This window comes from Mangrovicoccus sp. HB161399, from assembly GCF_013184745.1.
GTDB lineage: Bacteria > Pseudomonadota > Alphaproteobacteria > Rhodobacterales > Rhodobacteraceae > Mangrovicoccus.
In genome coordinates, this window is sequence record NZ_JAATVU010000030.1 from 18,764 (window position 1) to 40,437 (window position 21,674).

At 69.5% G+C, this 21,674-nt stretch carries 21 protein-coding genes; 6 read left to right on the forward strand and 15 right to left on the reverse strand.

Features of this window, described 5'->3' with window-relative positions; all coding sequences use genetic code 11:
* Positions 1-10: 10 nt before the first annotated feature.
* From HCC78_RS17210 to HCC78_RS17250, 9 genes are all read right to left on the reverse strand, one after another.
* On the reverse strand, positions 11-853 hold the full coding sequence (locus tag HCC78_RS17210; protein ID WP_172330031.1) for an alpha/beta fold hydrolase: 843 nt from the start codon (positions 851-853) through the stop codon (positions 11-13).
* A gap of 96 nt (positions 854-949) precedes the next feature.
* Positions 950-1,717: a 3-ketoacyl-ACP reductase gene (locus HCC78_RS17215; protein WP_172330032.1), complete on the reverse strand. Its 768-nt coding sequence runs from the start codon at positions 1,715-1,717 to the stop codon at positions 950-952.
* A gap of 1 nt (position 1,718) precedes the next feature.
* Positions 1,719-2,444, reverse strand: a complete 726-nt coding sequence (locus HCC78_RS17220) for an ABC transporter ATP-binding protein (RefSeq protein WP_216671200.1) — start codon at positions 2,442-2,444, stop codon at positions 1,719-1,721.
* Entirely contained in the window at positions 2,441-3,196 is a 756-nt protein-coding gene (locus HCC78_RS17225) for an ABC transporter ATP-binding protein (RefSeq protein ID WP_172330033.1), read from the reverse strand. The genes HCC78_RS17220 and HCC78_RS17225 overlap by 4 nt, the downstream gene beginning before the upstream one ends.
* A complete protein-coding gene (locus tag HCC78_RS17230) occupies positions 3,193-4,473 on the reverse strand; it encodes a branched-chain amino acid ABC transporter permease (protein WP_172330034.1) in 1,281 nt (426 codons plus the stop codon). The genes HCC78_RS17225 and HCC78_RS17230 overlap by 4 nt, the downstream gene beginning before the upstream one ends.
* A gap of 18 nt (positions 4,474-4,491) precedes the next feature.
* Entirely contained in the window at positions 4,492-5,451 is a 960-nt protein-coding gene (locus tag HCC78_RS17235; protein WP_172330035.1) for a branched-chain amino acid ABC transporter permease, read from the reverse strand.
* Positions 5,448-6,419, reverse strand: coding sequence for an SMP-30/gluconolactonase/LRE family protein (locus tag HCC78_RS17240; RefSeq protein WP_216671201.1), 972 nt, complete (start codon positions 6,417-6,419; stop codon positions 5,448-5,450). Before HCC78_RS17240 ends, HCC78_RS17235 begins: the two co-directional genes overlap by 4 nt.
* Positions 6,416-7,657, reverse strand: a complete 1,242-nt coding sequence (locus HCC78_RS17245) for a branched-chain amino acid ABC transporter substrate-binding protein (RefSeq protein WP_172330036.1) — start codon at positions 7,655-7,657, stop codon at positions 6,416-6,418. The genes HCC78_RS17240 and HCC78_RS17245 overlap by 4 nt, the downstream gene beginning before the upstream one ends.
* 352 nt (positions 7,658-8,009) lie before the next feature.
* The gene (locus HCC78_RS17250; RefSeq protein ID WP_172330037.1) at positions 8,010-8,747 is read right to left on the reverse strand and encodes an SDR family NAD(P)-dependent oxidoreductase; all 738 of its coding nucleotides are present in this window, start codon (positions 8,745-8,747) and stop codon (positions 8,010-8,012) included.
* Between the two features lie 143 nt (positions 8,748-8,890).
* On the opposite strand from HCC78_RS17250, the gene HCC78_RS17255 reads away from it, so the two are divergent.
* The 5 genes from HCC78_RS17255 (at position 8,891) to HCC78_RS17275 (ending at position 12,754) form a co-directional block, all read left to right on the forward strand.
* Positions 8,891-9,682 (forward strand): IclR family transcriptional regulator, encoded by a 792-nt coding sequence (locus HCC78_RS17255; RefSeq protein ID WP_172330038.1) that lies wholly within the window; start codon positions 8,891-8,893, stop codon positions 9,680-9,682.
* Positions 9,683-9,997: 315 nt separating this feature from the next.
* Positions 9,998-10,489, forward strand: coding sequence for a phage tail tip lysozyme (locus HCC78_RS17260; RefSeq protein ID WP_172330039.1), 492 nt, complete (start codon positions 9,998-10,000; stop codon positions 10,487-10,489).
* A gap of 611 nt (positions 10,490-11,100) precedes the next feature.
* Complete coding sequence (locus HCC78_RS17265) at positions 11,101-11,307, forward strand: cold-shock protein (protein WP_172330040.1); 207 nt, start codon at positions 11,101-11,103, stop codon at positions 11,305-11,307.
* Between the two features lie 411 nt (positions 11,308-11,718).
* Positions 11,719-11,985, forward strand: a complete 267-nt coding sequence (locus HCC78_RS17270; protein WP_172330041.1) for a DUF982 domain-containing protein — start codon at positions 11,719-11,721, stop codon at positions 11,983-11,985.
* Positions 11,978-12,754, forward strand: a complete 777-nt coding sequence (locus HCC78_RS17275; RefSeq protein WP_172330042.1) for a 1-acyl-sn-glycerol-3-phosphate acyltransferase — start codon at positions 11,978-11,980, stop codon at positions 12,752-12,754. The genes HCC78_RS17270 and HCC78_RS17275 overlap by 8 nt, the downstream gene beginning before the upstream one ends.
* A 72-nt stretch (positions 12,755-12,826) precedes the next feature.
* Here the strand turns inward: HCC78_RS17275 and HCC78_RS17280 are convergent, their stop codons facing one another.
* On the reverse strand, positions 12,827-13,648 hold the full coding sequence (locus HCC78_RS17280) for a transglutaminase family protein (protein ID WP_253949229.1): 822 nt from the start codon (positions 13,646-13,648) through the stop codon (positions 12,827-12,829).
* A gap of 397 nt (positions 13,649-14,045) precedes the next feature.
* Here HCC78_RS17280 and HCC78_RS17285 point away from each other — a divergent pair, with 397 nt between their 5' ends.
* Positions 14,046-14,567 (forward strand): cytochrome c, encoded by a 522-nt coding sequence (locus tag HCC78_RS17285; RefSeq protein WP_172330043.1) that lies wholly within the window; start codon positions 14,046-14,048, stop codon positions 14,565-14,567.
* 389 nt (positions 14,568-14,956) lie between these two features.
* Here HCC78_RS17285 and HCC78_RS17290 read toward each other — a convergent pair whose 3' ends face one another.
* The 5 genes from HCC78_RS17290 to HCC78_RS17310 all read right to left on the reverse strand — a co-directional run bounded on the left by HCC78_RS17290 (position 14,957) and on the right by HCC78_RS17310 (position 21,486).
* On the reverse strand, positions 14,957-16,429 hold the full coding sequence (locus tag HCC78_RS17290) for a multicopper oxidase family protein (RefSeq protein ID WP_172330044.1): 1,473 nt from the start codon (positions 16,427-16,429) through the stop codon (positions 14,957-14,959).
* Positions 16,430-16,487: 58 nt separating this feature from the next.
* A complete protein-coding gene (locus HCC78_RS17295; protein WP_172330045.1) occupies positions 16,488-16,805 on the reverse strand; it encodes a hypothetical protein in 318 nt (105 codons plus the stop codon).
* Positions 16,806-16,877: 72 nt separating this feature from the next.
* Positions 16,878-19,325: a heavy metal translocating P-type ATPase gene (locus tag HCC78_RS17300; RefSeq protein WP_172330046.1), complete on the reverse strand. Its 2,448-nt coding sequence runs from the start codon at positions 19,323-19,325 to the stop codon at positions 16,878-16,880.
* Positions 19,326-19,734: 409 nt separating this feature from the next.
* Complete coding sequence (locus HCC78_RS17305; protein ID WP_172330047.1) at positions 19,735-20,235, reverse strand: hypothetical protein; 501 nt, start codon at positions 20,233-20,235, stop codon at positions 19,735-19,737.
* A 726-nt stretch (positions 20,236-20,961) separates the two neighbouring features.
* Entirely contained in the window at positions 20,962-21,486 is a 525-nt protein-coding gene (locus tag HCC78_RS17310; RefSeq protein WP_172330048.1) for a hypothetical protein, read from the reverse strand.
* Positions 21,487-21,674 lie beyond the last annotated feature (188 nt).

Below are 21,674 nucleotides of genomic sequence, written 5' to 3' on the forward strand. Positions count from 1 at the left end.
GATGGTCTCCTCAGGGCTTCTGCGCGGGAATGATCGTGCCGGCCGGGAATTCGTCCGGGTCGCGGGTGAAGCGGTCGACGTAATGGAACAGTTCGGCGGCGCGCTCGTGCACCACCGCATGGCCCGACGGAATCTCGGCATAGCGGGCATCTTCGATCGCACCGAAGAGCTGCTTGGAATGATGCCTGGGCACCATCATGTCGAAGGTGCAGCCGATCACCAGCGTCTTCGCCGCGATGGTTTCGCATGCCGCGGCAATGTCGATGCGGGTGTTCAGATCCATCTGCCGGTCGACGAAGGGGCTCATCTTCAGCATCTGCGCCGCGCCTGCCATCTCTTCGACCGTCTTCAGCTTCATGAAGGCAGGCGAGAAGGCGCAGAAGGTCATGTATTCGGTGATCGAGGCGCTGTCCTGGTCGCGCAGCTGGCGCCAGACGCGGTTGCGCATCTTCTGGTGCGTGTCAGTCTTCAGCCAGCCCGCCGCGAGGATCAGGGTGGCGATGCGCTCCCCCATCTCGGCGGCCAGCTGTGCCGCGACGACCGCGCCCAGCGAATAGCCCATGAGCTGGACCGGCTGGCCGGGGCATTCGGCTTCGATCACCGCGCGGACCTGCGCGACCAGATCGGACAGCTCGAGCGTCCCGCCCGCGGGCTCGGACCAGTCGAGCGCGATGACCTTCTGGCGGTAGGCCATCATCGGGAATATGTAGCCGTAATGGCCGTCGATGCTGCCGGCGGTGCCATGCACCAGCACCAGCGGCAGGCGGCCGTTGTCGGGTCCGGCGACACGGTAGCGGATCTCGGTCCCGCCCGCTTCGGCGGTCCCCTCGCGGAAGGGTTGGTCGTCCAGCATTCGAAATCTCCTTCAGGCATGGGATCCCCTGCCCGGGGCCTCGATGGGCTCCGGCCGGGGCGGGGATGCATTGGAACGGGGCGCTGCCCCGGGGGGTCAGGCGGTGGGGATGTGATACCCCCCGTCGACATGGATCGGCTGCCCGGTGACATAGGGCAGCGCGCCGGAGGCAAGCGCCGCGGTGACGGCGCCGATATCGCCGGTCTGGCCCCAGCGCCGCTGCGCGACCTGGCCGCTCTCGACATAGCCGTCGATCTTGGCCACCGGGGCGGAGCCGGTCATCTCGGTGCGGATGAATCCGGGGCGGATTTCATGCACTGCAATGCCATGCGCGCCCAGCCGGTCGGCATAGAGCTGCGCCGCCATGGACAGCCCGGCCTTCGAAACGCAATAGGGACTGCGGTCGATGGAGACATGGGAGGCTGCGATCGACGTGATGAAGGTGACCGAGCGGTAGTGCGGGCTGTCGCGCGCGATCATCCGGCGGGCCATGGCTTGCGTCAGGAAGAAGGTGCCGCGCAGGTTGACGCCGAGATTGCGGTCGAAGGCCTCCATCCCGAGATCGAGGATGTCGGTCAGGGGCCGCGCCGCGATCCCGGCATTGTTGACCAGCGCATCGACCGGGCCCAGGGCCGCCTCGGCGGCATCGAGCGCCGGGCCGTGGCTGTCGAGATCCGCGAGGTCCATCTGGCCGAACCAGGCCTTTGCACCGAGCGCTTCCAGTTCGGCGGTGACGGCCTCCGCCTTCTCGTCGGCAACGATGTCGAGGCAGGCGAGGTCGAAGCCCGCGCCAGCCAGCGCCAGCGCGATGCCGCGGCCAAGCCCCTGCCGGGCGCCGGTGACGAGTGCTACAGGTCGGCTCATCTCACACCTCCAGCCATTCGGCGCGGATTTCCGGTGCGGCCTGAAGCGCGGCGGGCGTGCCCTCGAAGACGATCTCGCCATGGCCCATCACGTAGACCCGGTGCGAGATGTCCATGGCGATCACCAGCTTCTGCTCGACAAGCAGGATCGAGACGCCGCGCGCCGCGATCCGCTCCAGCAGCTCGCCCACCGCCGCCACCATTTTTGGCGCCAGACCTTCCGTGGGCTCGTCCACCATGATCAGGTCCGGATCGCCGATCAGCGTCCGGCAGATGGTCAGCATCTGCTGCTCGCCGCCCGACAGCGACCCGGCCGCCGTATCGGCACGGGTCCTCAGCACCGGGAAGAGTTCATAGATGTCCTCCAGGCTCCAGCGCCCCTCGCCCTTCGGCTTCAGCCCCAGCCGCAGGTTCTCCTTCACCGTCAGTGCGGGGAAGACATCGCGGCTTTCGGGGACGTAGCCGATCCCGGCATGGGCGATCTCGTGCGGCTTGCGCCCCGCGACCGCCCGCCCGCCGATGGCGACCTCGCCTGTCGTGGTCACGGCCCCCATGATCGCCTTCAGGAGCGTCGAGCGCCCGGCGCCGTTCCGGCCCAGCAAGCTGACGATCTCGCCCTGCCGCACCTCAAGCTCGACGCCGTGCAGGATGTGGCTTTTCCCGTACCAGGCGTTCAGCCCGCGCACCGACAGGAGCGTCTCCGCGCGGATATCCAGTTCCGGCTTCATGCCGCTTCCTCCGTGCTGCCCAGATAGGCCTCCTTCACCGCCGGGTCGCGGCGGATCTCCTCCGGCGTGCCAGTGGCGATGACCTGGCCATAGACCAGCACCGAAATCCGGTCGGCCATCTCGAAGATCACGCCCATGTCGTGCTCGACCATTAGGAGCGTCCGGCCTTCGGTCACTTCCATGATCAACCGCAGCGCCTGCGCGGTCTCGGAATGGCTCATCCCCGCCATCGGCTCATCGAGGAGCAGCGTCCGCGCGCCGGACGCCACGGCGAGACCCAGTTCAAGCGCCCGCTGTTCGGGATAGGTCAGGCTGTCGGCGCGGGCGTCGCGGCGGTGGCTCAGCCGCAGCTGGTCGAGGAGCCGCGCGCAATCCTCGGCCACGTCGGCAAGCCCCGAGACGGGCCGAAGGATCGAATAGCGGTGGCCGAGCTTCCACAGGACAGCGCAGCGCAGGTTTTCCAGAACCGTCATCTCGGGGAAGATGTTGGTGATCTGGAAGCTGCGCGACAGGCCCGCGCGGCAGATCTCGGCGGGCGCATGCCCGGCAATGTCGCGGCCCTCGAAGAGGATCTGCCCGGACGTGGGCGCGAGCCGCCCCGAGATCAGGTGGAAGAGCGTCGATTTCCCGGCGCCGTTCGGGCCGATCAGCGCATGGCGCTCGCCCTTGCGGACCTCCAGGTCGACGCCGCGGATGATCTCCACCGGGCCGAACGCCTTCTTCAGGCCGCGGATGTCGAGGGCTGCGGTCATGCGGTCTCTCCCGTCTTGGCGAGGCTGTGGCGCAGGTCGGCGAGACGCGCGTTGAGCGGTCGGAGCGCGGCGGCGCCAACGAGCAGCAGGACCGTGCCGAGCGCCCAGCTTCCCGCGGATTGCGTGTTCAGGCCGAGGCCCAGCACAGTGATGTCAGGCCCCAGCGCCGCGTCCAGTCCGGCGCGGTAGCCGAGTTCCACCAGCACCACGATCCCGGCGAAGGCGATGGCCCCGGCGGCGGCAATGGCCCCCAGCAGATGCGCCTGGGCGCCCAGCGTGCCGGAGCGGGCCAGCCCGATGCCGGAGGCGAGGATGCCTGCCAGCCCGCCCGGCGCCGCCATGACGACGAAGACGAACAGAAGCCCGAAATACATCATCCAGGCGGGGCTGATGTCCGACAACCAGAGCTTCATCAGGCCAATCACCACCGCACCCAGAACCGGGCCGAGGAAATGCCGCGTGCCGCCGATATAGGTCATCAGCAGGACCAGCGTGGAGGTGCCCGCGCCGAGCTCGTGCACGGTCATGATCTCGAAGTTCAGCGCGGCGAGCGAGCCTGCCACGCCGGCCACACCGGCGGCCACGGCATAGGCGCTCATGCGGATGCGGCGGGCCGAGAAGCCAAGGAACTCGACCCGCTCGGCATTGTCGCGCACTGCGGTCATCAGCAGCCCGAGCGGCGTCTTCGCGAGGAACCACAGCCCGGCTGCACAGAGGGCCAGCCAGACGGCGACGATGGCATAGATGTCGGCGGCCGAGGCGTAGTCCAAGCCGAAGGACGCGCCCAGATCCATGCGGTCGATGCCGATGCCCTCTTCCGAGCCGTAGATCGACGGGAAGAGCGCCGCGGCGGCAAAGACCAGTTCGGCAAGGCCCAGCGTGATCATGGCGAAGGGCATGCCGCCGCGGCCGGAGGCAAGCCAGCCGCCGAAGATCCCGAGGGCGAAGGCCCCTGCCCCGCCGATGGCCGGGATCAGCGGCAGCGGGAAGGACCAGCCGGCATCGGCCATGGCCAGCACCGCATGGCTGGCGATGAAGCCGCCGAGGCCGAAGAACGTGGCATGGCCCAGCGACAGGAGCCCGGTCCGGCCGAGGAGCACGTTATAGGACAGCGCAAACAGCGCCATCGTGCCGAGATAGTTCAGCGTCGAGACCGCGGCACGGCCCGGAAAGACCTGCGGCAGGGCCACGAGGAGGAGGAGCGCCGCTCCGGTCCAGAGGAGCCCTGCCGCCAGCGGGCGCGGCTGCGCAGGGGTGTTGATCGCGTTGTCGGTCATTGGTCCAGTCCTTTCGCGTCAGGCGCGCTTGCCGGCGAGGCCCATGGGCCGGAAGATCAGCATGGCGACCAGCAGCAGATACGGGATCACCGGCCCGACCTGGCTGACCGAGACGTTCCAGACGTCGCGCAGCAGCGCGCCGAGCGCCGCCGGTGGGGCCGTGACGCCGATCAGCCCGAAGGCATCGGCCACGCTGAAATCGATGGCGACCGCGAAGGTCTGGATGAAGCCGACGATCAGAGAGGCGGCGAAGGCCCCGCCGAGCGAGCCCAGCCCGCCGACGACGACGATCACGAAGAGGATCGGGCCGAGACCCGCGGCCATCGAGGGCTGGGTGACGAGGATCGGCCCGGCGATGACGCCGCCCAGGGCGGCAAGCGCCGAGCCCGCGCCGAAGACCGACATGAAGACGAGCGGCACGTTGTGGCCGAGCATCGAGACCATCTCGGGATGGGTCAGCGAGGCGCGCACGATCAGGCCGACGCGGGTCCGGTTGAGAAGCAGCGCCAGGCCGGCGAAGATCGCCGCCGACACGGCCAGCATGAAGAGCCGGAAGGCGGGATAGCCGGTGCCGAAGATCTCGAAGGCGGTGAAATCCAGCGCGGCCGGCACGGGATAGGCCTGCGGGCTGCGGCCCCAGATCATCTGCACCGCCTCCTCGATGACGAAGGCGAGGCCGAAGGTGAAGAGAAGCTCGCCCAGATGGCCGAAACGGTGGACGCGGCGCAGGCCGAAGCGTTCGACCCCCGCCCCGATCAGGCCGACGCAGAGCGGCGCCAGGATCAGCGCCGGGAAAAAGCCCAGGCCCTGCGAGAATTCGAAGCCCAGATAGGCCCCCAGCATGAAGAAGCTGGCATGGGCGAAGTTCAGGACGCCCATCATCGAGAAGATCAGCGTCAGCCCGGAGGCCAGCAGGAACAGCAGCATCCCGTAGAGCGTGCCGTTGAGCAGGGAAAAGGCGAGGACGTCGATGCTCATGCGGCAAGCCCCGAGAAGTTCGGCGCCAGCCCCGGCCGCGGCCAGTCCATCGCGATAAGCCGCCCGCTGCCGGAGAGCGTGATGTAGGCGGTGCGCATGTCCGGACCGCCGAAGGCGAGGTTGGTGGTGAAGGGGTCGGGCGTCTCCACCGTCTCGACCTCGCGGCCCTCGGGCGAGATCACCGAGATGCAGCCCGGCGTCAGGCCGGCGACGCAGATATTGCCGCAGGCCTCGACCGCGAGGCTGTCGTAGCGGCGGAACCCTTCCAGCTGCGCCAGAACCGACGCGCCGGGAAAGGCCGGATCGGCGGGCGCGACCTCGCCCGGCCCGGTGATCGTCCAGGCATGGAGCCGCCCGGTCTCGGTATCGGCGCAATAGACCGTGCCGCCATCGGGCGACAGGCCAACGCCGTTTGCCGTGGTCACCGGATAGGCGACGGTGCGGGCGCCGGTCCCGTCCGGGCGGACAAAATAGAGCCCGCCATGGACGAAGCTGCGCGGTTCGCGCATGCCGTGATCGGAAAACCAGATGCCGCCGTCGCGATCGATGGCCAGGTCGTTCGGCATCAGCAGGGGATGGCCGTCCACCTCGCGGCAGATCTCGGCGATCTCCCCGGTGGCAAGGTCGACCCGCTCGATCCGGCCGCCGGAATATCCCGGATTGCCGCCGACCGGCTGGGTGACGCCGCCGGGCGCCCCCCAGGCGAAGCCGTCGCCGTTGTTGCAGATGTAGAGCGCGCCGTCCGCGCCCACGGCCGCGCCGTTCGGCGCGCCGGGGATGTCGAGGACGGTTTCCCTGCTGCCGTCGGGCCGGATGCGGGTCAGGCGGCAGGCCTCGATCTCGCAGACCAGCACGCTGCCATCCGGCAGGACGACAGGGCCTTCGGGGAAGCCGAGGCCGGAGGCGATCTCGCGCCAGGGATATTGCGTCATGGGCCGGGCCGCGCCGGTGCGCATCGCGACATTCATGGCCGGTCCATCTCGCAGGCCGAGGGCAGCGTGATCGTTTCCGCCGGGATCAGCGCGACGTTCTGCCAGCCCCAGCCGGTGCCTTCCTCGTCGAGCGCACCGTCATCGACCGGCACGAATTTCGACACGGCCATCTGGGTGACCAGCTGGTGATCCTCGGGCCGCACCACCGCGGGCGCGCCGAAGATCGTGGTGAATTCCATCCCCTCCAGCGCCGGGATCAGCTTGTCCAGGTCATTCGACCCCGCCTTGTCGGCGGCAAGCTTCAGCGCCTTCAGGGCCGAACTGTCGCCCGGGAACGGGCTGGCCGATTGCCCGCCGGTCGCGTCGCGGAAGGCCTGCTCATGGGCTTCGAGCGCTGCGTTCCGAATGCCCGCATCGCCGTCGAAGACCGAATAGACCAGCCCGTCGAGCCCGGATTGCGCCATCGCGGTCGGCGCGCCGGGACCGGTGGAGAAATAGGTGAACCACTCGGCATCGAGCCCGGCCTCGCCTGCAGCCTTCAGCACCAGCGCCAGGTCCGCGCCCCAGTCCGACGTGATCACCGCCTGCGCGCCGGAAGCGCGGATCTTGGCGATGTAGGGCGTGAAATCGGTGATTTTCTGCAGCGGATGGGTGTCGTCGCCGACCCATTCGATGTCCGGACGCGCGGCCCCCACCATCTCCAGCACCGAGGCGCGCGAGGTCTGGCCAGAAGACCCTTCGGCGTTCAGCAGGTAGACCTTCGCGATCTCGGGGCGATCCTTCAGGTATGCGGCCAGACCGGCAGTCTTCATGTCGGCATCGAGCACCCAGGAAAAGCTGTAGTAGCTGCATTTCTCGCCGGTGATCGCCGGATCGTGCGAGGCGCCGTCGAAGACGATCACCTGGTCCTCGGGGTTGCGGCGGTTGTGCTTGCGGACGAAATCCACCAGCGCGAAGGTGTTCGAGGACGACACCGACGTCTGCAGGATGCGCGCCCCGGCGTCGATCGCCTTCTGCGCCTGGATCGCGGTCTCCTGCGCCGACATTTTGTTGTCGAAGGTCAGGATCTCGATCTTCTCTCCGTTCAGCCCCCCGGCCGCATTCACCTCGCCGACGGCAAAGCGCAGCACCTTCTCGATCCGCTCGGTCACCACCGCGGCCGGGCCGGAGAAGGGGTCGATCATCGCATACTTGAACGTGTCGTCATCGGCCTGTGCCGCACCGGCGGCAGACAGGGCAAGGACGGAGGCCAGAAGGCTCCGGGGTGTTCGCATGATGTCCTCCCTTGGACGGATCCCGCCCGCCCCGCGGAACGACCTCCGCGGGAAACCGGGATCCCCTGTTCACTGAATTGGCCGGCTCTCGGTCCCGGCCGGACGGCTCGCCCCGGACAGGTCCGGGACCAGCGTTCCTCCTGCGGTCAAAGGTGATATTTTGCTCCGGTCCGGTCAACGCCGTTGGTCCGGAATGCGGACTTTCTGAAAATTTTTTTGGCTTTCCTTCAGCCGGATTTGACCCAGATCATTTCGGACACACCAAAGGATGGGTATTTTTCCTCATTATTTTGAGTTTTTCCTGGAATTCCGGGGCCGGGAAGCTCGGGACCAGACGGACCGCATTTCGGACTCAATAGGTCGCCCGCCCTCCGGACATGTCGAAGACCGCCCCCGAGCAGAAGGAACATTCCGGGCTGGCGATGAAGGCGAGCATCGCGGCGCATTCCCCGACCGTGCCGAAGCGGCCCTGCGGGATCTTCGACAGCGAGAACTCCACCTGCTCCGGCGGCAGCTGCGCCATCAGCGGCGTGTCGATCAGCGCCGGCGCCAGGCAGTTCGCCCGCACGCCGGTCCCGGCCAGCTCCTTGCCCAGCGACTTGGTGAAGCCGATGATGCCCGCCTTGGCCGCCGAATAGCTGGAGGCGTTCGGGTTGCCCTCCTTGCCCGCCACCGAGGCAACCGTCACGATCCGCCCGTAGTCGCGCGCCACCATCCCGTCCAGCACGGAGCGCGCGCAAAGGAAGACGCCGCCCAGATGGATGTCGATGACCTGCCGCCAGGGCGCGTAGGGATGCCCCTGCACCGGCAGCGTCGGACCGGTGATCCCCGCGGCCGTGACCAGCACGTCGATCCGGCCGAACGCAGCCTCCGTCGCCGCGCGCGCCGCCTCCACCGAGGCCTCGTCCGAGACATCCGCCGCGGCTCCGATCGCGCCGCCGCCCAGGGACTCCGCCGCCTCCGCGGCCCCCTTCAGATCCCAGACGGCGACCCGCGCGCCCTCCGCGGCGAGCCGCTCCGCGACCGCCCGGCCGATGCCGCGCGCGCCGCCGGTGATCACAGCGACCTGCCCCTCGAACCGCTTTTCCATGTGCTTCCTCCCGCCGGAACGTCCGGCATATTGACTCTTTTCTCCGGACGTCATCTTTGAAAGGCTGTATGTTGCGCAAGATCAAAGCATCTGGCATGGGTAAAAACCGCATATTAGTTCGCATGTCGGACTTTGGAGGCAGGATGGAAGACGGAAAGGACCGCTCGGGCAAGAGCCAGGTGGTGGAGCGCACCTGCATGATTCTGCGCTGCCTCGGCCAGCATGGCCCGCGCGGCGCCCGGCTGATCGACCTGACCGGCGAAACCGGGCTGAGCCGCCCGACCATCCACCGCATCCTTTCGACACTGGTGGAAGAGGCCTTCGTCCAGCGCACCCGAGACCGGCGCTACCGCCTAAGCCCGGTCTTCTACGAGATGGGGCTGAGCGCGCCCAGCCCGGTCGGGGACCCGGAACGGTTGCGCCCGGTGGTCCAGTCGCTGGCCGACCGGTGCGGCGATACGGTCTACCTGGCGATGCGGACCGGGGATTTCGCCCATTACCTGCTGCGCTGCGAGGGCGCCTATCCGATCCGCACCCATGTCGTCTCGGCCAACCAGACGCTGCATCTGGTCTCGGGCCATTCCGGCCGGTCGCTGCTGGCGGCGATGCCCGAGGACGAGGCCGAGGCGATCATCGCCCGCGCCGCGCGCGACCGCGGGCTGTTCGGCGCGGCCACGCCGGACAGCTTCCGAGACGAGGTGGAGCATGTCCGAGCGAAGGGATGGGGCTGGGCGCGGGACGTCACCTTCGTCGGCGTCGCGGGGCTGACCGTGCCGGTGCCGAACCCGCGCGGCATGGCCTATCTGGCCGTGACGATCTCCTCCATCCCGCAGCGCCTGACCCAGGAACGGACCCGGGATCTGCTGCCGGATCTGCGCGCCACGGCCGGGGAGATCGCCCGGCTGGTCAGGCTGAGCGGCGAAGAGCTGGCCTAGCGCCCGGGCGGACGGCAAGGAGAACCGGCACGGCAGGCTCTCCCCGCGGCGCCATGGCCGCGGAAACCGGCACTGCGGCGGCACCGTCGGCGAACCCCCGCCGATGCGGATGTTCCCGTTTGCCCCGCGGCCGCCGGCGGCCTAGGCACCCCGGGCTGCCGATGCTGCGGCGCCCTGCACATGTCTTCACACCGGATGCCCATGCTGATCACGCGCCTTTGCTGCCCCGCCCTGCTCGCCCTTCTCGCCGCGTGCAGCACGCCGCCCGGAGCAAGCCGCGATGCCGCAATTCCGGTGAGCGTCCCTGAACGGCTCATGCAGGATCTGGAGACCGACTTCTCGCTGCCGCCCGAAAGCGCCGCGGCAATCGCAGGGAACCTGGCGCACGAGTCCGGCAATTTCCTCATGCTGCAGGAGATCAACGGCGGCTGCTACGGCTATTCGCAATGGTGCGGCGCGCGCAAGCAGGCCTTCCGGCGCTTCGCGCAGGCGCATGGCGGGCAGCAGACCTACGCGGCCAACTACGGCTATCTCTCCTACGAATTGAAGACCCGGTACGCATCCATGCTGGACCGGCTGCGCAGCACGCGCGATGTCCATGTTGCGGCGCGCACCTTCATGAAGGAATTCCTGCGTCCCGCTCCGAAGACGGCAAACCTGCCCCGCCGCATCCGCTTCGCGGAACGCTTCCTGTCCAAGGATTTCCTCGGGGCGGCCTGCTATTCCCATGCCGAAACCGATGCCGAAGGCGTCCACCGGCCCGCACCGTGCCCCACGCTGAAGGCAGCCGCCGCGGGCAAGGGCTGACAGCCCGGCCGAGGCGCGCTCAGGGCCGGGGCTCCGTTTCCCCCGGCGCCTGCCGGTGCGGCGGCCCCGCCATCCTCCGTGGCGCGCCTTTGCCGGTCAGGATGCAGGCGATGCCGGAACCATGGCCGCGGAAATCCCGCCGGACAGCGGCGCGCCGCATCTCGCGCCCCCGCCCATCAGCGCCGATCGCCGCTTCTCCGGGACAGCCTGGCGCGGCCGCGCAGCGTGACCATCCGCACCTGAACCTGGTCCGTGGAGTCCCTGCGGCGTCCCGCCCTCCCGCACATGCAGCCGCCCTCCGCTCGATCACTAGGGAAGACGCCGCTGCATGCGGCCGCGACCTCCGATTCCGCGCCATGTCGCCAGACCTCTCCCGGCGGTTTGCTGCCAGCTGCATCCGCGGCCGGCGTCCGGGTCCGATACAGTCCGGGCCGCCGACACGGGCGGCGCAAGCCGCTCTTGCGGAATCCGCGCCGAACGTATAGGGGTGTCATGCTACGTTTTTTCCTTTTGCAACCTGTCTCCTTCACCGGCTTCAGTCTGCCAACAAGATCTGATCGGGCCGGGCTGCCGCATGCTGCGGGCAGCAACTAACTTCAGGAGACATCACGATGGCCAATGGCACCGTGAAATGGTTCAACCCCACCAAAGGCTTCGGCTTCATCGAGCCCGCAACCGGCGGCAAGGACATCTTCGTCCATATCTCGGCCGTGGAACGCTCCGGGCTTTCCAGCCTCAATGACGGCCAGGCCGTGACCTACGAGGTCGAGACCGGCCGCGACGGGCGCGAGAACGCAAAGAATCTGGCGCTTGCATAAGCACGGCCAGGCATGTCCCGGCGCCCGCGCGTCCGGGACATTTCCGGCATCCGCCGGATGGCCCGCAAGGACATGACAGCCAGCCTGTCCCCGACCGCTCCGGTCGGGGACAGGCTGCGGGACAGCAAAGCGGATCCCGGCCTGCACCGGCAGGCGGAGACACGCGCGGCACTGGCCGCGATGCTTCGCGCCGGAAGGCAGGCCCGCGACACTGCCAGGGCCGCCAAGCCGGCGGTCGGCACCCGCTGCCGCCCCGGCGCTCCGGCCGGACGGCACCGCCGCAGCCGCAGCTGCGGGACAATCTTCCCGACATGGCGGCCTTCCGGACACGGAAGACACGGCCGCCCGCACAGCCAGCCGCGCTCCGGCGCCCGGCAGCGGAACCCAAACAACGAAAGAACGCATAATTTGATGGATATCTACTGGGGCGATCCGATGCTGCTCGCCCTGTCCCCCGACGGCGACCGGATCAGGATCAGCACGATCGAGCAGGCACAGTACTGGCTGCGCCGGAAATGGCCGGTTTCGGACGACGCCCGGCAGAGGGCCCTCGGCCGGCTCGACGAAGCGGCGGAATGCATGTGCTCGGTCGGCAGCGCGCGCAGCGCCTTCCTGTCGGCGGCACGGACCGCCGGGTTCACGTCCCTGACCCAGCAGGGGCCGCGCTTCGATGCCTGACGCATCCGTTCGCGAGGCAGCCCTCCCGCAGTCCCGCGGCACCGGACGCCCGGTCCCGGCGCGCGCCCGATCGGCCCTGTTCGACGGGCTTTTCGCCCTCTGGACGCTGGTCCTCGGCCTGCTGATCCCGGGCCTGGCCCTGCTGCGGCGTCCCGCCCTGACCCGCGCGGCAATCCGGGTCTGGACCGACGGCACCTTCGCGCTGATGCGCGCCGTTCTGGGGCTGCGCTTCCGCGAGGAGGGGCTGGAGAACAAGCATCCCGGCGGGCCCTGCATCTATGTCGCCAACCACCAGTCGACCTGGGAGACGCTGGCCTTCAACCGCCTCGTCCCGGAAATCTGCATGGTCGCCAAGCACGAGCTGCGCCGCATCCCGGTGTTCGGATGGTATCTCGGCAACGCGCCGATGATCCTGGTGGACCGCGGCGCGGGCGGCCGCGCCCTGGCGGCGATGATCACCGAGGCCCGCCGCGAGGTCGCCGCGGGCAGGTCGATCCTGATTTTCCCGGAAGGCACGCGGACGGATGTCGGCGACAGCTGCAAGTTCCAGCCCGGGCTGATCGCGCTCTACCGCAAGCTCGGGATTCCGGTCGTTCCGGTGGCCCACAATGCCGGCTGCTTCTGGCGCCGGAACGTCAAGGCCGCGGGAACGGTGACGCTGTCCTATCTGCCGGCCGTGCCTGCGGGGCTCCCGGCTGCAGAAGCGATGGCCGAGGTCGAATCGCTGCTGACGGCGGAAAAGGACCGGCTCGCCCGCAAGGCGCGCTGAGGCGGTCAGCCGGTCCCGGCGCGCCGGCCCGGGCCGGGCCATCCCGGGCGGCCGGAATGGCGCCGGGCATGGTCAGACGATCTCGTCGCACCAGACTTCGAACCCGCTCAGCGTGCTGGGTCCGAAGGAATGCACCATCGGCACGTCGGTGGCATCCCGGCCCCGCGCCACCAGCACCCGGCCGATCCTGCGTGCGTTGTTGCGCGGGTCGAAGGTCCACCACTGCCCGTCCAGCCAGACCTCCATCCAGGCGGCGAAATCGCCCGGCGGCCAGGGCTTCGGCGTGCCGATATCCCCCAGATAGCCGGTGCAGTAGCGCGCGGGGATGTTCATCGCGCGGCAGAAGGCGATGGCCAGATGGGCGAAGTCGCGGCAGACCCCGGTCCCTTCCGCATGGGCTTCGGCGGCGCTGCGCGACGCGCGCGCGGCGAGATAGTCGAAGCGGATATGGCTGTGGACATAGTCGCAGATCGCCTGCACGCGCGCGCCCCCCGGCGGGACGGCGCCGAACAGCGACCAGGCCGTGTCCTGCAGCAGATCGCTCTCGCAGTAGCGGCTGGCCAGGAGGAAGACGAGCACGTCATCCGGCAGCGACTCCACGCGGTCCGAAGTCACGGCGGGAGGCACGGCATCCGGCAGGCCGCTGTCGGCGATGACGGCGGAGGTGCCGACGGAGAAGGCGCCGGCCGGCGCGGTCATCCGGGTGCACCAGTTTCCGAACATGTCGCGATAGGCGGAGAGCGGCACCGAGGGCGAGGTGATCAGGTGGTCGGGATGCTCGAGATCGCTGACGCGCGAAAAGTGCACGTTGAGCAGGACGATCATCGGGGTCGGCTGGGGAAGGTCGAAACCGAACCGGCAGCCGAGCTTGATGCGGAGCCTGGAGTCTTTCATCTTCAGCCTTCTGGCAAGGGCGGTTGCCCTGATCCTGAGAAGAGGTCGCGCGCGTTTCGTGTCGCGGCCGTGCGGCATTGCCGGTCGCGCAGGGCCTTGCCGGGCATGTCCCCGCTGCCGCGGACCGTCCCGGCACTCCCCCGGGTTCGCACGTATGCGGCGGGAGCACAACGCAATCCGGTAGGGGCACCCTGCCCGGCGGCGGCGCACAGGTGCCTTGATACCGCTTCCGCGCCTTGCGTGCCGATGCAGGCCCCTGCCGGCACGGTTCCCGGAACATGCGGAGGATGGCGTGGCCTGCATGTCCCGCCTGCCGGGGCCGGACCGCCCCCCGAGTGACAGCGGCGCGCCGGTGGCGCATGCTGGGGACGGAAACGCGCCACTGAGGAGAAGAATCATGAAACTGTCACTGACTGTGCTGGTTCTCGCGGCGGCCGGCGCCGCTGCAGCTGCGCATGAGAACGCCACGGGCGTCGTCGGGGAGCGCATGGAGCTGATGGAGCGTTTCGACGAGCTGGCCGACCGGATCTTCGCGATGATGCACGGAGAGCTGGCCTATGATCCCGCAGCGGTGCGGCGCGCGGCGGAAGAGATTTCCTCGAAGGCCGGCACCCATATGACGGCCCTGTTCCCGGAGGGATCGTCCGGCGCGCCGAGCGAGGCGAAGGCGGAGATCTGGCGGGATTTCCCCGCATTCGAGCACTACGCCTCCGCGCTCGGCGACTGGTCGCGAGAACTGGCGGCCCAGGCGGACGGCCAGCCCCGCGGCAAGCTTCCCGTGAGTTGGGAAGATGCGGTCATGGGGCCCGGGATGATGCAGGGCGGCGGCATGATGGGAAGCGGCGGCCCGGTCTCCGCGGCCTGGCACGTGGCGGCGATGTGCAACGCATGCCATGCGGAGTTCCGCGAGGAAGACTGACCCGGATGCCCACTGGACTGTCGCCCGGGCAGGCCGGACCGGGGCGGAGACACCGCTTCGGCACATCGGCAGCGCCGTCCGGGCGGCGCTTTTCCGGTGCCGACGCCATTGCCGTCAAGGCGCCTGGCAACGACAGCCGATGCTGCGGCGGACCGGCCGGGCGGCGGAAGCGGCCGAAAAGCCGGGGACCATGGGCGGCGGACGCGGCCCGGACATCCTGCCGGTCCCGAGGATCCATCAGGTGCCCGCGGCTCTCCGGGCCTGGCTGCCGCGGGCAAATCCACGGCGTGCGGCGCGCAACGATCCTCTTGCCCTGCTGCTTTCCGTCCCGGCGCTGCCAGCCCTTGGCCGCCGCCCGTCCCCGGCATTGCACGGGCGGCGGCCGTGGCTCATGCGAGCGCGCGGACTTCGAGCTCGGTCATCATGCCGCTCGCCAGATGCCCCATCTGGTGGCAGTGCAGCATCCAGCGCGCCGCCTCCCCGGCATCGAAGGCCACCGTGACAGAGCCCATCGCCGGAACGAGAACCGTGTCGCGCATCGCCCCGGCCAGCGCCTTGCCGCCGATTGCCGCCACCTGGAAAGCATGGCCGTGCAGGTGCATCGGATGGGCCATCATCGACATGTTGCGGAACTCCATCTCGACCCGCGCGCCATGCGTGACGCCGACCGGAACATGCCCGTCCCAGACCTCACCGTCGATCGTCCAGACATAGGGGTCCATCGTCCCGCCGAGCGTCACGACGCGGCGCTGCTCCGGCGCCCCCGGGACCAGCGGCGCAGCGGCGCGCAGGGCGGCCTCCATCCGCATGTCCCCCGCCACCGGCGGCGCGGTCCCTTCCGCCAGGGACGACAGCCGCGGCACGGTGCTGCCGGGTGGGGCAAGGACGATCCCGGTGCGCTCGCGCGCGCCCTCCCGCAGCGCCAGCACGGGGCGCGCGGCGCCGTCCGCGGGCAGGTCGAGATCGACCTCCAGCCGCTGTGCGGGCGCGACCGGGAAACGGCTGCCCCCCAGCGGCAGGACCGGATCGCCGTCCACCGCCACGAGGCGGCCGGCCAGGCTGCCGGTGTCGATCCAGTAGGAGGTCATCGACGAGGCATTGACGATCCGCAGCCGCACGCGGCCGCCCCGCTCCACCGCGACGACATCGGGATCGTCGAGCGTGCGGTCATTGGCGAGATAGGCGTCGAAGTCGAAATCGTTCAGGTCCATCGCCATGCCGTCCATTCCCGGCATCGCCCCGGTCTGCGGCATGGCCGGGGCCATGGCCATGCCCGGCATCTGGTGCTGCATCGTTCCCGCCGCGGGGGCGTTCTCCCCGTGCTGCCCGCCGCCCGAGACCTCGGCCAGCACCTCCTCCGGCGCCAGGAAGCTGAAATCGTGCAGGAACATCGTCACCTCCTGGCGGTCCGCGGCAGCATCCGCGGCGCTGCGCACGATCAGCGGCGCTGCGAGCATCGCGATTTCCTGCTGCGGGATGTGGCTGTGCATCCAGAAGGTGCCCGGACGCGGCGCGAAGTCGTAGCCGCGCCGGTCGCCCGGACGGAGCATCGGATTGGTGTTGGGCGCGCCGTCCTGGGCATTCGGCGGGATCTGGCCGTGCCAGTGGATGATGGTCTCGGTGTCCAGCGTGTTGGCAAGCTCGACGCGGAAGCGCTGGCCGGGATCGAGGACCAGTCCCTGGCCGCCCGAACCGTTCCGGAGCCCGAAGACGGTGGCGGCGCGGCCCTTGACCTCGATGGTGCGGGTTCCGGCGGCGAGGGACAGCGTGTCCGCGGCAGCGCGCGCGCGGGCGGGCAGCAGCTGCGAGGCGGACATGGCGGCGGATGCGGCAAGGAAGCCGCGGCGGGTAAGGCGGATCATGACGATCTCCTGGGAAATGGGGAGGAGGAGGAAGCTGCGGGAGCGGATCCCGCGCAGGTCAGATCCGGGGGGGCGGCGTGGAGGGCGCGATGGCGCGCGAGACCAGCGACAGGTCGGCCGGGCGCGGCGCGAAGCGCGACACGCGGCCCCCGGCTCCCGCCGGGCTGGCATCGGGCAGCCTGTCGGCCGGAAGGCAGTGGGACATGCAGACCATGCCGTGATGCATCGGAACCGCCGGAGCGGCCTGCATCTGCATCGCGGCGGGCGGATCGCAGCAGGCCGCCCCCATGCCCGCCGCATGCGCCTGCCCGGAGGGCAGCGCGGTCCAAAGGACGGCGAGCGACAGGACGAGAAGGCGGAGGACGAGCCGGGTCATGGCGCTGTCATACGCCCTTCCGCGCGGCTGCCGGATCACATTCCCGGCATGCCCGCCTGGGTTGAGGCCCGGTCACAGCTTGGCCGCGCGCAGGCGCAGGGCGTTGCCGATCACCGAGACCGAGGACAGGCTCATCGCCGCCGCGGCCACCACCGGCGACAGCAGCACGCCGAAGAGCGGATAGAGAAGCCCCGCGGCCAGCGGCACGCCCGCAGAGTTGTAGACGAAGGCGAAGAACAGGTTCTGGCGGATGTTCGCCATCGCCGCCTCGGCCAGCCTGCGCGCCCGCAGGATGCCGCCGAGATCGCCCTTGACCAGCGTAATGCCCGCGCTTTCCATCGCGACGTCCGCCCCGGTGCCCATGGCGATGCCGACATCCGCGGCGGCCAGCGCAGGCGCATCGTTCACGCCGTCCCCGGCCATCGCCACCGACAGCCCGTCTGCCTGCAGCCGCTCCACCAGCGCATGCTTGTCCTCCGGGCTGACCCCGGCATGGACCTCGTCGATGCCGAGCTCGCGGGCCACTGCCCGGGCCGTCGCCTCGGCGTCGCCGGTTGCCATGACGATGCGCAGCCCGGCCTCGTGCAGAGCGCGGATCGCCTCCGGCGTCGTTTCCTTGATGCGGTCGGCCACCGCGACGATCCCTGCGGCGCGGCCGTCGACGGCGACGAACATCGCGGTCTTGCCCTCGCCCTGCAGCTTCCCGGCTTCCGCTTCCAGCGCGGCGGTCCCGGCACCTTCATCCGCCATCAGCGCGGCATTGCCGAGCGCCACGCGCCGGCCGCCGACCGTGCCGGTGACGCCCTTGCCGGTGACCGCCTCGAACCCGTCGGCGGAGAGCTCCTCGGCGTCCGCCTCGCGCGCGCCCGCGAGGATCGCCTCGGCCAGCGGATGCTCGGAGCCGCGCTCGAGAGCGGCGGCCAGCGACAGCAGCTCGCCTGCCTCGATGCCCTCCGCCGGAACCGTGTCGGTCAAAGCCGGCTTGCCCTCGGTCAAGGTGCCCGTCTTGTCGACGACCAGCACGTCCACCTTGGAGAACCGCTCCAGCGCCTCGGCATCGCGGATTAGCACGCCGGCCTGCGCGCCGCGCCCCGTCGCCACCATGATCGACATCGGCGTGGCGAGGCCGAGCGCGCAGGGGCAGGCGATGATCAGCACGGACACGGCGGCGACGAAGGCATAGCTGAGCGCCGGGGACGGGCCGAAAAGCGCCCAGGCCAGGAAGGCCAGCACCGCCACGGCCACTACGGCGGGCACGAAATACGACGCCACCCGGTCCGCCACCGCCTGGATCGGAGCGCGCGAGCGCTGCGCCTTAGAGACCATGCCGACAATGCGCGACAGGGTCGTCTCGGCGCCGACGCTTTCGGCACGCATCACGAAGCTGCCCGACTTGTTCAGCGTGCCGCCGGTGACGGGCTCGCCTTCCGTCTTCTCGACCGGCACCGGCTCGCCCGTGATCATGCTCTCGTCCACGGCCGAACGGCCCTCGGTCACCGTGCCGTCGACCGGCACGCTTTCGCCCGGACGCACGCGCAGGAGATCGCCCGCGGCGACCTCGTCGAGCGGCACATCCTCTTCGCCGGCCTCCGTCACCCGGCGCGCGGTCTTGGGCGCGAGGTCGAGGAGCGCGCGGATCGCGTCTCCGGTGCGCTCGCGCGCTGCCAGTTCCATCACCTGGCCGACCAGCACGAGGACGAGGATGACCGCCGCCGCCTCGAAATAGACCGGCGCCATGCCCATGCCGTCGCGCATCGCCGCCGGGAACAGCCCCGGAGCGACCAGCGAGACCACCGAGAACAGGTAGGCCGCTCCGGTGCCGAGCGCGATCAGCGTCCACATGTTGGGAGAGCGGTTCACGATGGAGGCCCAGCCCCGCTTGAAGAACGGCCGGCAGATCCACACGACCGGCGTGGCCAGCAGGAACTGCACCCAGCCGAAGGCACGGTGCCCGATCCAGTCGGCGAAGGGAATGCCCAGATGGGCACCCATCTCCAGCACGAAGACCGCCGCCGCCAAGGGCGCGGCGATCGCCAGCCGGCGCCGGAAATCGACGTATTCCGGGTTCGGGCCGCTATCGGCCGAGGGCGTCTCGGGCTCCAGCGCCATGCCGCATTTGGGGCAGTCGCCGGGATGGTCCTGCCGGATCTCGGGATGCATCGGGCAGGTATAGATCGTGCCCGCGGGCATCGGCTCCGGGGCGGGACGCCCATCGGCATAGGCCACCGGATCGGCCTCGAATTTCGAGCGGCATTTTTCCGAGCAGAAATAGTGCCGCTGCCCGTCATGCTTCAGCATGTGCTGCGCCGTCGAGCGGTCGACCTCCATGCCGCAGACCGGATCGGTCGAGGTCAGGTAGTCGTCCGGGGCGGCCAGGAACTTCTCCCGGCATCCCTCGGAGCAGAAATGGTAGCGGTGCCCGCCATGTTGGGCCTCTGGCTTGCCCGCATCCGGATCGACGGTCATGCCGCAGACGGGATCGCGGATGACTGCGGGAGCATGGGAGTGATCGTGGGGCATGGCCGCCTCCTGCGCGCTGGACCGGGTGTTTCCCGGGAGATGGGAGTTCCAGCAGCTGGAAGGTCAAGGCCGCGATGCAATCATTCCCGGCTGACGCTGTGCCAGGACTCGCAGGCAACGCCGAGATCCCGCCGCGCCGTCCGCGGTCTCCGGTCCGTCCGCCGCCGGGCACAGCGCTTCGGCCCGGGCGGAGACGCCGTCCCGGTCCTCCCGCATGGCCGGACGGGTTCCGGATTGCGGCACCGTCACGTTGTCCCGGACCTGCGCGGGAATGCGGCCGTCCTCTTCGACGACCGGCGCAAGCGCGTCCCGCGCCGCCGCCGCATCCAAGGGCCGCCCGCCCCTTGCCAGCGCGACGGCATCGCTGCGGAAGTCTGCTGCCTGATGTGCTGCCCCTCCCCATGTCAGATCAGCCAACGCGTTCGGTGCCGGGGACGCCGGGCCGGTTCATGGACGAGCTGCCAGTGCCATTGGTCCAAGCACGGCCGCGAATGATGCGGATGTGGCGCCCTGCGGTCTGGCAGCCGGGCTCCAATGAGGCGTTACATTCGCCGAGAGGCTTGAGGCACAGCATCTTCGCCTCGATCCTGCTCCGGACGCGGTCGCCGGTGAAGCCGGCAAGCACGCCCGAATCGTTGAGCATGTCTGCGCAGCCGACGATCTCTTCCCGGACCGGCCGGGCGAGTTCGGGATCATCCAGAGGGCCGTTGCCGCCAATGATGGCACTGAAGCCCCAGTGTTCGGAAGCGCGGCAAATTTCTCCGGCCCGGCAGAAATCGTGGGTGCTCCTCCCGACTTCCGTGCCCGGAATCTCGGGGGCGGCGCGGTCCAGCATCTGCACGACGCCGAAGCTTCCGGCATGATCCGCAGCCACCCTCCAATCCAACGGGCGGACCAGCTTGGCGCGCACTCCGAAGCTCGCCACGTGCCAAGTGCGAGGCGTCATCGGCGCCGAGGGGGCCACCCACGAGATCTGCGTCCCACGAGCAAGACCTGTGCAAGTGCGGGTCGCCCCGGAAGACCCGGTGGGGCAAATCCTGCCCGGAATAGGGAGAATATCGCTGCGCCTCTGGAGAAAATTCATTCCGGGAAACCGCAGAGCCGGTCCCTCGGACCGCGGCATCCTGCGCGGCGCTGGCTCCGGCAAAAAGCAGCGCCGTTCCCAGCCCTGACATGATCTTCTGCATCGTGCCCTCCCGGCAGCGGAGCGACACCCCGGCCAAGTTCAGGAACAGTGGCGGCGAGGAGGGCACTCCGGCCTTGATGCTGATCGATGCGCACGGCGTCGGCGAATGTGGAGAATGGGGAGCCGACAACCTTGCGACGGCGCGGAGGACTGGCCCCGGTGCCGATAACCCGTCGGGCTTCAAGGCCTTGGGCCGCGCGACAGAAGCTGCCTCTCCCCCCCCCCTCGCGGACCTGTCCGGCCGCTTGCCACGGCACCGCGCCCGAGGTGCCTGCAACAGCCTGCCGAGCGACGCGGACTAGCGGCGCCGCGGCGGAGCCCCATTGGCGAATCTGACGAAGCGGCCGGTTTCGGCACTCGCCGGACGACAGGTCCCTGCGGCAGCGCGCCGGGGAATGAACTGTCCGCGGCGGGCCGGACAGCGCAGTCCTGCGCGCTCAGCTCAGGGGGTCACCATGCGCCGGACAGGTGCGCGGGCACGTATTTCCTGATCCCGTGGAAGAAGATGTCGATCTCCAGCGCCAGGCCCACCTCGAAGTCATTGAGCTCCTGCCCGCTCCAGCGGTGCCGCTCGAGGCGGCCGAGGAAGTCCAGGCGCGTCCGGTCGTCATGCGGCTCCAGCGGCAGAACCTCGGCGGCGCGCAGCAAGTCGATGCGCTTGTGGACTTCCCGCATCCCCGAGAAGGCCTCCATCATCGGCCGCGTCAGGCGCGCATCCTGCTGCCAGGACCGGCCGCCGAAGACCTCCTGGACGACGCGGTTGCCGGCACCCAGGCAATCATAGGCGACGCAGCCCGGAAAGCCTTCCCGAGCCAGCTTGCCGTGGATCGTGCAACTGTGCCCCGACAAGTTCCGGCAAGGTTCGCCGGGGTTCTTGTCGAATGCGAAATCCTCTCCCTTGTCGAAGGCCAGAGCGAGGCAGCACAGGGCTGCGCATTTCGAGCAATCGGTCTTGAGATGGTCGGTCTGAGGCATTGTGGCTTTCGCTTTGAAATGGTCCGCCCAAGGGAAGCTGTCTGGCCGCCGTATCCCGCGAAACGCCCGCGGAATGCAAGATTGGGCCTGTCTGCCGCGGCCCCGCCCGGGCAGCTAGGCGGCTGTCCGGCGCTTCCGGTTCGGCTGCGGCCTCGCGGGCTGGGGGGCAAGCATCGACGCGCCGCCGG